Below are 13,219 nucleotides of genomic sequence, written 5' to 3'. Positions count from 1 at the left end.
ATGCGGGGCAGGGGAGGCGCCACCGGCTCCGTCCGGGCCTCCAATGGAGCCTCGTCCTCGTCCACGTCGATGAGGTCTCGCGGCGACAGCGCGGGCGTCATGCGCGCGGTGGGCGGCGGCACCGTCACCGGCGGCGTCATCACCGGGGCCGGGCGCGTGCTCAGCGCCAGGGTGGAGGTGGGCAGGGGCGAGGGCGGCGCGCCGACGGGGCGCGTGACAGGCGCGCGGGTGGTCACCGCCGTCTGACCGTAGCCGGGCTGGAGCCGGCGGGACTGGACGCCGCTCGTCGAATAGGAGAGGGCCGTGTTGGACAGGGAGATGAGGTCGATGCCCGTCCGCGCGAGCAGGTCGCTCGCCGCGCAGCGCTTGCGGATGATGGCGATGAGCAGGTGCAGGCAGTCCGCCTCGCCGGAGCGCGAGTTGCTGGCCAGCTCCCGGGCGCGCGTCGTGAGGTCCTGCACCACGTTGCTGCCCGTCTCCGCCGGGGCCTCCGTGATGAGCTGGAGCAGCGCGTCCTCGTCGACGCCCTTCTCCTTCAGCAGGAGCTGCGCGCGGTTCTCCACCGTGAAGAGCGCGAGCAATACGTGGGCCGACGTGGGCTTCTGGGCGACGCTGCGGGCAATGTCATGCGCCTCATGGAGAACCTGGGCGAGATCCGTGCTGTCGACCATTCATGCTCCGGCAAGCGTGCAGCCGAGCGGAATACACCGTCCGGGCCCCCGCCGCAAAATTTAGGCTACAGACCGCTACAGGATGGATGCAAGGCACGGTAAACCTTGGGCCGCCGAAGGAATTCGATTGGCTGCCCACCCGTTTCCCGCCTCAATTCAAGGGACCGGGCAATCACACCGGGAGGGCTGCGTAATCCGCCCAGAGACCCCATCCCTATGACCTCCCTAGTCCAACCGGCGCGCGTCTTCGTCGACCCCTTCGAGGGGACCCGCGCCGCCGTGGAGGGCCGCCGCTGGCTGTGGCCCCTCCTGATTCTCGCCTTCTGTGTCACCGCCTCCGGCATCGCCTACGCCCTGCGCTGGGACGCCACCGCCGCGGTGGTGGGTGCGCTCCCCACGGAGGTCGGCGCGCCCAGCGTGTCCGAGTCCGACATCGCCGACCAGATCCAGACCGCCTCGCGCAAGGCGCTGGTGGGCGGCATCGCCAAGGGCCTGATGCTGATGCCCCTGGAGGTCCTGCTGCTCGCGTGCGTCCTGTGGGTGACGGCCTGGCTCTTCAGCAAGCCCGCGTCCTTCGGGCAGCTGATGGCGGCGGCCGCGGTGGCGATGCTGCCCATCGCGCTCTACCACCTCATCTTCGCGGTGTGCGCGGGCTTCCAGCACTCGCTCACCGACCTGCGCGCGGAGCGGCTCGTGCCCTCCAGCCTCGCGCTGCTCGACGGCCTCACGCCGAAGTTGCAGCGCGTGCTGCGCGGCGTGGACTTCTTCAACCTCTGGAGCGTGGGCCTGCTGGGCGTGGGCTTCTCCGCCGCCACCGGCATGCGCCTGGGCCGCTCGCTGCTGCTCGCGCTGGTGCTCTACATGATGTACGCCGGCATCGTCTTCATCCGCATCCCCACGCTGGGTGGCCCGTGAACGCGCTCCTCGTCCTCACGGCGCTGCTCGCCGCCACGCCCATCACGCTCGAGGAATCGCGCACGCTGGGCCGCAAGAACACCCAGGCCCTCCAGGCCACGCTCGACGTCACCGTGGCGGAGCAGGACCAGCGCTCCGCGCGCTCCAACCTGCTGCCCCAGGTGCAGCTCAGCGCGGGCCCCAACCTGAGCTACCAGGGCCGCCGCCGGCAGGTCGTCACCATCCCCGTCTCGGAGACGGAGGTCCTCACGCGCGAGGTGGTGAGCTCCGCCAACACGTCGGACAGCTATGGCGCGTCGCTGGGCCTGTCGCAGGTCATCTACAACCGCGGCCTCTGGAAGCAGCTGGAGCAGGCGGGCGTCAACGTGGACGCCGTGCGCAACCAGGCCCTGGAGGAGGCGGACACCTCCGAGCTGGAGGCCATCCGCCGCTTCTTCACGCTCTTCCTGTCGCAGGCCACGCTGGACGTGCTCCAGGTCACCGCGCAGCGCAGCGAGGAGCAGCTGGAGCGCGCGCGCGCCCTCTTCCAGGCGGGCCGCGTGGGCAAGACGGAGGAGATCTCCGCGGAGGTCAACCTGGGCAATGATCGCATCAACGTCGTGCAGCGCCAGTCGCAGCTCGTGGCGGACCAGGTGCAGCTGGCCGTGTGGCTGGCCCGCCCCGGCACCGATCCCCTCCAGGCGGTGGACCCCGGCATCCTCCAGCAGGAGCCCGCGCCCGCGCCCGCGTTGGATGACGCCCTCAAGCAGGCCCGCGAGCACCGTGCCCTCCTGCGCGCGCTCCAGCAGCGCGTGCGCGTGGCGGAGCTCCAGCGCGCCATCGTGCAGGGGGACTACCTGCCGCGCGTGGGCCTCCAGGCGCAGTACGCGCACGGCAACCAGGACCTGGGGCCCTTCTTCAGTGAGCCGGGCTTCGGCAACACCTTCAACGGCGGCGTCACCCTGACGTGGGACCTGTTCAACGGCTTCAACACGGACGCCCAGTCCGCGCGCGCCCAGGCCAACATCCGCCGGGCGGAGCTGACGTTCGCCCAGACGGTGCGCGAATTGGAGGCGGAGGTCCGCCGGGCGCACCAGGCGCTGGACGGACAGATTGCCTCCGCGAAGCTCGCGACCACCAACCGCGCGGCCGCCACGCAGGGGCTCCAGCTGGCGGAGGAGCGCTTCCGCGCCGGCGCGGGCTCCACGCTGGAAGTCCGTGACGCGCAGCTCAAGCTGACTCAGGCGGAGCTGGTGTTGCTCCAGAGCCGCATCGATGTCGAAATCGCCCGCTATGCCCTGTACCGGGCCACGGGCACGCTGAACCCGGGAGACTCACAATGACGTGGTGGAAGGCGGCAATCGCCGGTGCGCTGTTGCTCGGCGCGGTGGCCATCACGGTGGGCGGCTTGAAGGACCGGCCGCCCCCGACGCAGGAAGTCCAGGTGGCCAAAGCGCGCAAGGGCACCATCACCCGCACCATCACGGGCGCGGGCAAGGTGCAGGCGGCCACCACGGTGAAGATCTCCTCCAACCTGTCCGGCGATCTCGTCGCGCTCCAGGTGAAGGACGGCGACCCCGTCACCAAGGGGCAGGTGCTGGGCCGCATCGACAAGCGCTACTACGAGGCGGCCGTGAAGCAGGCCCAGGCCTCCAAGGACGCGGCTCGCGCGGAGGTCCAGGTGTCGGAGGTGGAGTCCTCGCGCCAGCGCGCGGAGCTCGCCCGGGTGAAGGGGCTCGCGGAGAAGGGGCTCACCTCCACGTCGGAGGTGGAGCAGACGCAGGCCCTGGTGGACACCGCCGAGGCGCGCCTCGCCGCCGCGAAGCAGCGCGTGGCCCAGAGCAGCGCCGTGTTGGATCAGGCCTCCACGGACCTGTCGCGCACCACGCTGCTGTCGCCCATCGACGGCAACGTCATCGAGCTGTCGCGCGAGGTCGGCGAGCGCGTGCGCGGCTCCGACTTCTCCGAGGACGTGGTGATGACCATCGCCGCGCTCAACCAGATGGAGGTGAAGTTCGAGGTGGGTGAGCACGAGGTGGTGCACCTGAAGTACGGCCAGCCCGCGGAGGTGACGCTGGACGCGCTGGAGGGCCAGTCCTTCAGCGGCACCGTGGTGGAGATCGCCCAGAAGGCGCTCATCAAGAACCCGGGCACGGAGGCGGAGGTGACGAGCTTCCCCATCACCGTCGCGCTGGACGCGCGGCCGCCGGGCGTGCTGCCCGGAATGAGCGCCGAGGCGCGCATCAGCGCGGAGACGCACGACGACGCGGTGCTCGTGCCCATCCAGGCCGTCACGGTGCGCTCCGAGCGCACGCTGCCGGACTACCAGGCCCCGGTGGAGGGCGGCGCCCTCACCGCCAAGCGCCGCACGGAGACGCTCGCGAAGGTCGTCTTCGTGGTGGACGGGGACAACAAGGCCCAGGTGCGCCGCGTGCGCACCGGCATCGCGTCCGACACGGAGCTGGAGGTGCTGGAAGGCTTGCAGGTGGGTGACCGCGTGGTGGAGGGCCCGTACCGCACGCTGTCCAAGGAGCTGGCCCACGGCGACGCGGTGCGCGAGCCGGAAGTGCCCGCGGGCGACGGGAAGGACGGGCGCAAGTCGTGATGACCCCCGGTGCTCCGGCCAGTGGGCCCCTCATCCAGGTGGAGGCGCTCACGCGGGCCTTCTTCGTGGGCGGCGAGGAGGTGCGCGCGCTGCGCGGTGTCAGCTTCGGCATCAACCGGGGCGAATGGGTGGCCATCATCGGCCAGTCGGGCTCCGGCAAGAGCACGCTGATGAACGTGCTGGGCTGCCTGGATACGCCCACGAGCGGCCGCTACATGCTCAACGGCAAGGACGTGTCGCGCATGGACGACGACGACCTGGCCGTCATCCGCAACGTGGAGATCGGCTTCATCTTCCAGACGTTCCAGCTGCTCCCCCGGGAGACGGCGCTCGCCAACGTGGAGCTGCCGCTCGTGTACCGGGGCATGGCCGCGAAGGAGCGCCGGGAGCGGGCGAAGGCGGCGCTCGACAAGGTGCAGCTCACGCACCGCATGCACCACCGGCCCAACGAGCTGTCGGGCGGTCAGCGCCAGCGCGTGGCCATCGCGCGCGCGCTGGTGTCGGAGCCGTCCATGCTCCTGGCGGACGAGCCCACGGGCAACCTGGACTCGGCCACGGGTGAGGAGATCGTCAAGCTCTTCGAGCAGCTCCACCAGGCGGGCCACACGCTGGTGCTCGTCACGCACGAGCCCAAGCTGGCCGCGCGCTGTCCCCGGGCCATCCGCCTGAGCGACGGGGAGATCATCGCGGACGGGCCCGGCCCGGAGGTGGCGCTGGGCGGCACGGGCGTGTTGCCGCCGAAGGTGGGCCACGCGTGAAGTTCGGGCAGGGCTTCCGCGTGGACGTGCTGGAGGGGGCCCGCATCGCGGTGTACTCGCTCCGCGCGAACCGGATGCGCACGGTGCTCACGACGCTGGGCATCGGCATTGGCGTGGCGACGCTGCTGGCCATCGTGGGCATCATCCAGGGGCTGAACACGTCGTTCGAAAAGCAGCTGTCCACGCTGGGGGCGAACACGATCTACGTCTCCAAGTTCCCCTGGATGATCCGGGGCAACTGGTGGGCGTTCCGCAACCGCAAGAACCTCACGCTGGAGCAGGTGGCGCAGGTGCGCCAGCAGGCGGACTTCATCACCGCCATCTCCCCGGCGGTGATGCGCACGTCGGACGTGGCGCACGGGGCGGAGCAGATCTCCAACGTGCGCGTCAACGGCGTGTGGAGCGACTACCTCACCATCGGCAACTACGAGGTGGTGGCGGGCCGCTTCCTCACCCGCGCGGACGAAGAGGTGAACCGGCCGGTGGCGGTGATTGGCGCGGACGTGGCGGCCACGCTCTTCGCCGGCATCAGCCCGCTGGGGCAGACGGTGCGCATCGACAACCGGCCCTTCCAGGTGGTGGGGACGCTGGGGCGCAAGGGCAAGGTGGTGTCGGAGAACATGGACCTGTCCGTGTTCCTGCCCTTCAAGACCTTCAACGCCACCTTCGGCAAGGGGCGGCCCATGCAGATCGCCATCGCGGTGGCGGACGCGGGGCAGATCCACAAGGCGGAGGACCAGCTCGTGGGCATCCTGCGGCGCGTGCGCTCCACGCCGCCCGGGCAGCCGGACGACTTCTCCATCAACCGGCCGGACACGCTCGCGGCGACCTACGAGCAGCTCACGGGCGCGCTCTACGCGGTGGCCACCGGCGTGGGGCTCATCACGCTGCTGGTGGGCGGCATCGGCATCATGAACATCATGCTGGTGTCGGTGCGCGAGCGGACGCGGGAGATTGGCGTGCGGCGGGCGCTGGGCGCGCGGCAGCGCACCATCATCCTCCAGTTCCTGATGGAGGCCTCCAGCGTGTCCGCGGTGGGCGGCCTGCTGGGCACGACGGTGGGGCTGGGGACCGCGAAGCTCGTGTCGCTGGTGACGCCGCTGGCGGCGGACGTGCGGCCGAGCACGGTGTTGGGCGGGGTGGCGTTCTCCGCGCTGGTGGGCCTGTTGTTCGGCATCTGGCCGGCCGCTCGGGCGGCGCGGCTGGACCCGGTGGAAGCGCTCCGCTACGAATAGGCGATGCGCGCCTTCCTGGACAACCTGCGCCTGGCCCTGGGGACGTTCCTGGGCAATCCGCTGCGCTCACTCCTGACGCTGCTGGGCATCGTCATTGGCGTGGCCACGGTCATCACGATGATGGCCCTCATCGAGGGCCTGCGTGAGCAGGTGAACAAGAACCTGGGCAGCCTGGGCGCGCACACCTTCGAGGTGACGAAGTGGCCCGCGGGCTTCGGCCGCATCAACTGGGCGAAGTACGCGAAGCGCCAGGACCTCTACGGCGACGACGTGAAGGCCATCCTGGAGGCCTGTCCCTCCGTGGGCGCGGCCACGCCCACCGACCAGGAGTGGGGCAAGAAGCTGGTGACGGCGTTCCGGGAGACGAACGCGTCCGTGAGCATCCTGGGCACGGAGCCCACCTACCTGGAGACGAGCGGCGTCACCGTCACGAACGGCCGCTTCTTCAACGACACGGAGTCATTGGACGCGCGGCCGGTGATGGTGATTGGCGTGGACGTGGCGGACGCGCTGTTCCCGGGCACGGACCCGGTGGGCTCCGACGTGCGGCTGATGGGCCGGCCCTTCCGCGTCATCGGCGTGTTGCAGAAGCGCGGCAGCGTCATGGGCATGGCCAGCCAGGACAACCAGGTGGCCATCCCGATGCGCGGCTTCCAGCAGCTCTACGGCAAGCGCCGCTCGGTGGAGATCGACATCCAGGCGCGGGATGGTGCCGTGTTCCAGAAGGCGCAGGACGAGGTGGTGAACCTGCTGCGCCGCCGCCGGGGACTGACGCCGCAGGAGGCGAACGACTTCGAGCTGCACACCAACGAGTCGATGACGGCGTCCTTCAACGAGCTGTCCCAGGTCATCGCGCTGGCGGGCGTGGGTGTGTGTCTGCTGTCGCTGGTGGTGGGCGGCATCGGCATCCTGAACATCATGCTGATGTCGGTGACGGAGCGGACGCGGGAGATTGGCATCCGCAAGGCGCTGGGCGCGCGCCGCCGCCGCATCCTGGGCCAGTTCGCCACGGAGGCGGTGCTGCTGTCGCTCTTCGGCGGGGTGCTGGGCGTGGGGCTGGGCTTCGGGTTCGTGTTCCTGGGCAAGTGGGTGTTGTTGTTCCCCATGCACGTGCCCGCCTGGGCCGTGGCGCTGTCGCTGGGGATGAGCTGCGGGGTGGGGCTGCTGTTCGGCATCTACCCGGCGTCCCGCGCGGCGAGGTTGGATCCGGTGGAGGCCATGCGCACGGAGTAGGGTGGGCACGTCCCTTCCGAACGGGTGGTTTCACGCATGTCCCTGTCCTACGTCACGTTGCCCCCGCCCGCCGTCCCCGCGCCGTTCCGGCTGCGGGCCCTCTCCATGGAGAACGTGGACGGGCTGGGCGCGGTGTACTCGGAGCCGGAGGTGGCGCGGAGCCTCAACTTCGAGGTGCCCCTGCGCCCGGAGACCATCCGCCAGAAGCTCGTCGGCGACCTGGACGCGATGCGCCGGGGCGAGAGCTTCCGCTGGGTGTTGTGCCTGGAGGAGGACGCGACGCCGCTGGGCTACATGTGCCTCTTCAACTGGACCCCGAAGGACCGGCGCGCGGAGCTGGGCTACATGGTGTCGCGCAAGCTCTGGGGGCAGGGCGTGATGAAGTCGCTGCTGCCCGTGCTGCTGCGCTTCGGCTTCGAGCAGATGGGGTTGCACCGGCTGGAGGCGATGGTGTCGGTGCACAACCCGGCCTCCCTGCGGGTGCTGACGCGCGCGGGCTTCCAGCGGGAGGGTCTGCTGCGCGGCTTCACCGCCGCCGTGACGGGCGACGGGTTCATCGACATGCACGTGCTGTCCCTGCTCCAGAACGCGTGGCGCGCGGCCGCGAAGTAGGAGGCGTGCCTCACGGCAGGTCGCGCGAGAACTGCTCCCGGTAGCGCGCCTGGAGCACGCGCAGGTGCCGCGTGCCCCGGTACTCGCGGGCGAGCAGGTGCCACGCTTCGGTGCGCGAAGGCTCCAGCGCGATGACACGCTCCAGGTGCGTCCGGGCCCTGGCGTGTGCCCGGGTGTTCGTCGCCAGCACGCCGAGCAGCAGGTGGGCCTGCACGGCGTCCTCACGGGCCGCGAGTACGCGCTCACAGGCGCTGCGAGCGGGGCCCAGCCGTCCCTGGAGCAGGTGCAGCTCGCACTGCACGAGCGCGACGGAAGGGCTCTCCGGAGACGCCTGGGCGAGCGCGGTGATCCGCTCGCGCGCGGGTCCGGAAGAGCCCGCATGCAGCAGGGCTTCGATGTCGAACACCGCGCGCACCAGGGCGCCTTCGCGGGAGGGTTCCACGCCGACCGCGCGCGGCGCCGTGGCGAGCCCGTCGAGTCCCGCCGGCAGCGCCACCTGTCGTCGCAAGCGGGCCGCCTGTTCCAGCACCGCCGCCGACGCGGCCAGCCCGGGCGCTCGCGCCGCCGCCTCTTCCGCCCACGTCACGCAGTGGGCGCGCAGGAAGAGGCCCGCGAGATCCGCCCACAGCGAGGGCTCCGTGTCCGCCCGCGCCGCGAGGTTCCTCCGGGCCGCCAGCAGGCTGTCCTGGGCCGCGTCGAACCGGCCCGCGTGCAGGTGGAGGAGCGCGACGTTCATGCGCAGCGACGGCTCTCCGGGGAAGCGCGTGATGGCCTGCTCGCAGCGCTCGCGCGTGGCGGCGAGTGCCGGCGTGAGGTGCACGGCCAGGTAGCACGCCAGCAGCTGCACGCGCTCATCGTAGGGATGCCGCGCGGCGAGTGGCTCCAGGGCCTGGGCGGCCCCCTCCGCCTGGCCCGCCTTCTCCAGGGCGATGACCTCCGCGAGCCGCTGTCGCTCCGACGGCGTCAATCCCTTCGGGGTGCCCTCCGGTCCCAGAACGACGTGCGTGGCGCGAGCCCGCTCCGTCCACGCGAGGAGGAAGTCCCGCTCCGGTCCCTCCCACGCGGGGCCGACCATGCCCTCCAGCACCGTCCGCAGCGCCTGGGCCCACGCGCGCTGGGCCTCCACTTCGACGCGGGCCCGGGGCAGGTGCCGCAGTCCCACTTCGAGCAGCGCGAGCGTCCGGGGCGCGAACCCCGACTGAGCCGCGTCGTACTTCGGCGCCATCCACCCCCGCGCATCGCGCACGTGGAACGCGCCCAACGTGTGGGCCCACTCATGCAGCAGCGCGGAGATCTCCAGGTGCCGACGCGCCTCCACCGGCACCGCGCCGCTGATGCCGCGCAGCACGCAGTGGCGTCCGAGCACGCGCGCGAAGCCCAGCTCATGCTGGGACTCACTGAAGGCCGACGGCGCGGACACCAGCCCGACGACGAGGTCCACGTCCTCGCCCGCATCCAACGCCTCCAGCGCGTCCAGCACCGGCTCCAGCGAGGCTTCCGAGCCCAGCGAACCGCGCCGGTCCCACGCCCGCGCCGACTCCAGCGTGAACGTCACGCCCAGGGGTTCGCGCACCGCCGCGCTCGCGCGCTGGAGCCAGGCCTCGAAGCCCCGCTCCCAGTGGAGGACCTGCGCCCGGTGCTCCGCGTCCGCGTACACGCGGACCCGCAGCGCGCGCGAGGGCAGGGCGACGGAGGGCGCCATCGCTTCGACAGCCGGTGCGGATGCGGCGGCGGCACGGGGCCGGTCCGCGGAGGCGCAATGCAGGGACAGGAGCCCCACCGCCAGGAGCGCCAGGCACCCGGGCCAGCGCGGCATCCGCTCGGACCCGGAGGTCATGGGGCAGGGGGCCTTCAGACTTTCACGACAGGGGGTGGGCGGGAGAACGCCCCGGCCCGACAAGGGAGGCGGTGGACCCGGAGGTCATCACCGCCCTCACCCTGTAGGTTGGGCGGAACGTCAGGCCGCCGCGTCCTCTTCCTTCGACGGCTCCGACCCGTTCACGATCCAGTCAATGGCCTTGTGCTCCCAGTCCGGATCCTTCGACGCGTCGATGTAGCGCTCCCACTCGTACACGCCGCTCTGCTTCGCCATGCGCACCATCATCAGGCGCGCCACGGTGCTGTCGAGCACCACCGTCGAGCGGACCATGCCGTTCTGCTTCAGCCAGCCCATGGCCTGCTTGACGATCTCCTGGGTCTCCGGCGGGTTCGCCTTCTGGCCGCGGATGTCCACCAGCACGCCGAAGGGCCGACCCTTCTTCACCACGACCTTCGTGCGGAGATCCTCGAACCAGGCCTTGGCCTCGGCAGGCGTGATGTAGCCCGACGCATTCATCCGGAAGCCGAACTCCGTCCGCAAATTCTCAGCCATGACAACCCCCACTTTGGATTGGTGGTACGCGCGCGTCTTCCGTGCGACCCGAGCCGGAGATGGCGCACCCTCGAAGCCTACTCCAGCCAATGCATGCGCGGATCCACGCTCGCGTGGCTTCCGTACGCGCGAGCGCCGTCCCGCTCTCCCTGTGAAACCCGGAAGGTGGGTATCCGTGGACCGAGGAATTCGTCGGGAACTGTAAGAATCCAGCGTCATCCGAAAATTCCTAGGTTTTTACTTCCCAATCAGCGACAGTCCCGCTAGGAAGGGCGTGCATCTTTTCAGCACCCCCGCAAAACTGCCGCATGCATCGAGGTTTCCTCCCCGGACTCGGTGGCAGCGACTCGGCGTGATGTCGAGTCTGATGGGACCCGGGGCCTTGGAGACGCTGCCCGATGTCGACCTCCTCGCTTGCTGAGCTGCAGTCCGTCACCTCTTCCACGAAGAGGACCGAGGTGTCGGTGGATGCGCTTCGTCAAGACGCTCCGACCGGCGGGCAGATGAACGGGCTCGAGGCGCGGCACGGCGACCCCATCCCGATGTACGGGGATGCGAACGCACGCGGCTTCAAGACGGTGGAGGACCTGTCCGTCACCGACTGCGTCATCGCGCACCTGGAGGCCGAAGAGGTGGACGCGGTGTTCGGCATCCCGGGTGGCAACATCGCGCCGTTCCAGCAGGCGCTGCGCAAGCACGCCTCCATGCGCTTCATCATCGCGTCCCATGAGTCCGGGGCGGCGTTCATGGCGGATGGCTACGCGCGCGCCACGGGCAAGCTGGGCGTGTGCATGGTGACGGCGGGCCCCGGTGCCACCAACGCGCTGACGGGTGTCGCCTCCGCGCACCTGGACGGCGTGCCGATGCTGGCCATCAGCGGCAACGTCCCCACGGAACGCGTCGGCCTGATGGCCCTCCAGGAGAGCACCAGCACCCACGGCGTGAACACGGTGGAGATGTTCCGCCAGGCGTGCGCCAGCTCCGTGGGGGTCGTGGATGCGCAGAGCTTCCAGCGCCTGCTGGCGCGTTCGCTGCGCACCGCGCAGGGGCTGCCCGGCGGCGCCGCGCACCTGAGCATCCCGTCCAACATCGCGCGCCAGCCCATCCACCGCGCCATGGTGCCCACCACGCGCGGCGCCTTCCGCGCGCGGCCCCCGTCCGCCCCCTTCGAGGACCTGCGCGCCGCCTTCACCATGCTGCGCACCGCGCGCCGTCCGCTCATCTTCCTGGGCTCGGGCGCGCGTGAGGCGATGGGGCAGCACGGTGAGGCGTTCAACGCCTTCATCACGCAGCACGGCATTCCGGTGGCCACCAGCGTGCGCGCCAAGGGGCTCTTCTCCGAGCGCGAGGCGCTCTCGCTGGGCGTGCTGGGGCTCGCGGGCAGCAAGCGCTCCGAGGCGTACCTGCGCGACGGCGTGGATGTCCTGCTGGTGCTGGGCAGCCGCATGGGCGAGTGGGCCACCCGCAGCTTCCACAAGTACTTCCAGGCCATCCACCACGTCATCCAGGTGGACGTGAACGCGGCCAACATCGGCCAGTTCCTGCCGGTGCGGCTGCCCATCGTGGCGGACGTGGGTTCGGTGGTGACGGGCCTGGCGGAGCTGGGGCAGATGATTGGCCCGTCCAGCGGCGCGCGCGTGCAGGAGCGCTGGTCGCAGGTGATGGCGCTGACGGAGCCCGCGGTCCCCATGCGCGCCCCGCAGGCCGAGGGCATGGTGAAGCCGCAGCAGTTGATGGCGGAGCTGGACAAGCACCTGGGTCCGGACATGGACCTGTACATCGACATGGGCAACTGCACGGCCTGGACGTCGAACATGCTGCACGTGACGCCCCCGACGCGCGTCTTCTACCCGTGTGGCCTGTCGTCCATGGGCTGGTCCTGCGGCGCCGTCATTGGCGGCAAGCTGGGCCGCCCGGAGCGCGCCGCGGTGGCCATCACCGGTGACGGTGCGTTCCTGATGAACGGCGTGGAGATGCTCACCGCCTCGCGCTACCGCGTGGGTACGGTGACGATCGTGCTCAACGACAACTTCCTGGGCACGGTGAATCACGGCGAGCACGTGCAGGACCGGTCGTACCCGCTGGAGGACGAGTTCTACAGCCTGGGCAACCCGGACCTGGAGCGCTTCTCCGAGTCGCTGGGCGCGCGCGCCTACACGGTGACGGCACCAGGAGAGCTGGACGCCCTCCTGCCGGAGGTGCTGCGGCGCGCGGATGAGACGGGCCAGCCGCAGGTCATCATCGCGCGCATCGACTACCGCGAGGTGCCGCCCTACGGCGAACGCTTCGCCGCGGTGGCGTCGGACGCGACGTAGCGCTTTTCCGCTCGATGACGTCCCCCACGTACGCGCTGCTGGGAGTGGGCGCCGCGGTGCCCGCCCAGGTGCGCGGCAACGACGACCCGCTCTTCGAGCCCCTGCGCCGCGCCGCCGCCGCGGGCGGTGGTGAGCACGCGCTCTTCTACGGCAACCGGGAGCGCCGGGTGCTGGCGCCCGGTGAGTCGCTGGCCTCGCTCACCGCGAAGGCCGGCGCCGCCGCGCTCGAGGACGCGGGGTTGACGCCCGCCGACGTGGACCGGCTCTACGGCTACGTGTCGGTGTCGGAGTTCGTCACGCCCAACGCGCTCTACGCCGTCCACCGCGAGCTGGGGCTGGGGCAGGGCACGCTGGTGGTGCCGGTGCAGACGGACTTCGTGAACTTCCTCATGGGTGTGGTGCTGGCGTGGGAAGCGCTGCGCGCGGGCAGCGTGCGGCACGCGCTGGTGGCGGTGGGCTCCGCGTGGACGCGCAACGTGGACTACACGCAGGGCCACGCCATCGGCATCGGGGATGGGGCGGGGG

General features: G+C 70.8%; 11 protein-coding genes and 1 pseudogene. 9 read left to right on the top strand and 3 right to left on the bottom strand.

The genetic code is table 11. From position 1 onward, the window contains the following. On the bottom strand, positions 1-671 hold a 671-nt coding region (locus D7V97_RS29170; protein WP_304988520.1), incomplete at its 3' end, for a Clp protease N-terminal domain-containing protein. A gap of 216 nt (positions 672-887) precedes the next feature. Between D7V97_RS29170 and D7V97_RS29165 the strand changes: the two genes are divergently transcribed. The 7 genes from D7V97_RS29165 to D7V97_RS29135 all read left to right on the top strand — a co-directional run bounded on the left by D7V97_RS29165 (position 888) and on the right by D7V97_RS29135 (position 8,008). Further along, on the top strand, positions 888-1,586 hold the full coding sequence (locus D7V97_RS29165; protein ID WP_120613906.1) for a YIP1 family protein: 699 nt from the start codon (positions 888-890) through the stop codon (positions 1,584-1,586). Further along, positions 1,583-2,908 carry a TolC family protein gene (locus tag D7V97_RS29160; RefSeq protein ID WP_120613905.1) on the top strand — a complete coding sequence of 442 codons (1,326 nt, stop codon included), beginning with the start codon at positions 1,583-1,585 and terminating at the stop codon, positions 2,906-2,908. The genes D7V97_RS29165 and D7V97_RS29160 overlap by 4 nt, the downstream gene beginning before the upstream one ends. Next, the gene (locus tag D7V97_RS29155) at positions 2,905-4,170 is read left to right on the top strand and encodes an efflux RND transporter periplasmic adaptor subunit (protein ID WP_120613904.1); all 1,266 of its coding nucleotides are present in this window, start codon (positions 2,905-2,907) and stop codon (positions 4,168-4,170) included. Before D7V97_RS29160 ends, D7V97_RS29155 begins: the two co-directional genes overlap by 4 nt. Beyond that, entirely contained in the window at positions 4,170-4,928 is a 759-nt protein-coding gene (locus tag D7V97_RS29150; RefSeq protein ID WP_120613903.1) for an ABC transporter ATP-binding protein, read from the top strand. The genes D7V97_RS29155 and D7V97_RS29150 overlap by 1 nt, the downstream gene beginning before the upstream one ends. A 74-nt stretch (positions 4,929-5,002) precedes the next feature. Continuing rightward, on the top strand, positions 5,003-6,163 hold the full coding sequence (locus D7V97_RS29145; protein WP_120613907.1) for an ABC transporter permease: 1,161 nt from the start codon (positions 5,003-5,005) through the stop codon (positions 6,161-6,163). Between the two features lie 3 nt (positions 6,164-6,166). Next, positions 6,167-7,396 (top strand): ABC transporter permease, encoded by a 1,230-nt coding sequence (locus tag D7V97_RS29140; RefSeq protein ID WP_120613902.1) that lies wholly within the window; start codon positions 6,167-6,169, stop codon positions 7,394-7,396. A 36-nt stretch (positions 7,397-7,432) separates the two neighbouring features. Further along, positions 7,433-8,008, top strand: coding sequence for a GNAT family N-acetyltransferase (locus D7V97_RS29135; RefSeq protein ID WP_120613901.1), 576 nt, complete (start codon positions 7,433-7,435; stop codon positions 8,006-8,008). Positions 8,009-8,018: 10 nt separating this feature from the next. On the opposite strand, the gene D7V97_RS29130 is transcribed toward D7V97_RS29135, so the two are convergent. Then, the gene (locus D7V97_RS29130) at positions 8,019-9,845 is read right to left on the bottom strand and encodes a hypothetical protein (protein WP_147445019.1); all 1,827 of its coding nucleotides are present in this window, start codon (positions 9,843-9,845) and stop codon (positions 8,019-8,021) included. Positions 9,846-9,965: 120 nt separating this feature from the next. Continuing rightward, on the bottom strand, positions 9,966-10,379 hold the full coding sequence (locus D7V97_RS29125) for a hypothetical protein (RefSeq protein WP_120613899.1): 414 nt from the start codon (positions 10,377-10,379) through the stop codon (positions 9,966-9,968). A 398-nt stretch (positions 10,380-10,777) separates the two neighbouring features. Between D7V97_RS29125 and D7V97_RS29120 the strand changes: the two genes are divergently transcribed. Together D7V97_RS29120 and D7V97_RS29115 are read left to right on the top strand one after the other, a co-directional pair. Further along, a complete protein-coding gene (locus D7V97_RS29120; protein WP_120613898.1) occupies positions 10,778-12,694 on the top strand; it encodes a thiamine pyrophosphate-binding protein in 1,917 nt (638 codons plus the stop codon). Positions 12,695-12,708: 14 nt separating this feature from the next. Further along, positions 12,709-13,219 (top strand): annotated as a pseudogene (locus tag D7V97_RS29115) (3-oxoacyl-ACP synthase); the annotation flags it as partial.

Source organism: Corallococcus sp. CA053C, assembly GCF_003611675.1.
GTDB lineage: Bacteria > Myxococcota > Myxococcia > Myxococcales > Myxococcaceae > Corallococcus.
This window is presented reverse-complemented; position numbering and strand designations above follow the sequence as displayed.

Coding starts and splice junctions, on each gene's coding strand:
- D7V97_RS29165 (WP_120613906.1), top strand. CDS start 888: ATGACCTCCCTAGTCCAACCGGCGCGCGTCTTCGTCGACCCCTTCGAG.
- D7V97_RS29140 (WP_120613902.1), top strand. CDS start 6,167: ATGCGCGCCTTCCTGGACAACCTGCGCCTGGCCCTGGGGACGTTCCTG.
- D7V97_RS29155 (WP_120613904.1), top strand. CDS start 2,905: ATGACGTGGTGGAAGGCGGCAATCGCCGGTGCGCTGTTGCTCGGCGCG.
- D7V97_RS29120 (WP_120613898.1), top strand. CDS start 10,778: ATGTCGACCTCCTCGCTTGCTGAGCTGCAGTCCGTCACCTCTTCCACG.
- D7V97_RS29130 (WP_147445019.1), bottom strand. CDS start 9,845: ATGACCTCCGGGTCCGAGCGGATGCCGCGCTGGCCCGGGTGCCTGGCG.
- D7V97_RS29135 (WP_120613901.1), top strand. CDS start 7,433: ATGTCCCTGTCCTACGTCACGTTGCCCCCGCCCGCCGTCCCCGCGCCG.
- D7V97_RS29125 (WP_120613899.1), bottom strand. CDS start 10,379: ATGGCTGAGAATTTGCGGACGGAGTTCGGCTTCCGGATGAATGCGTCG.
- D7V97_RS29145 (WP_120613907.1), top strand. CDS start 5,003: ATGCGCACGGTGCTCACGACGCTGGGCATCGGCATTGGCGTGGCGACG.
- D7V97_RS29150 (WP_120613903.1), top strand. CDS start 4,170: ATGACCCCCGGTGCTCCGGCCAGTGGGCCCCTCATCCAGGTGGAGGCG.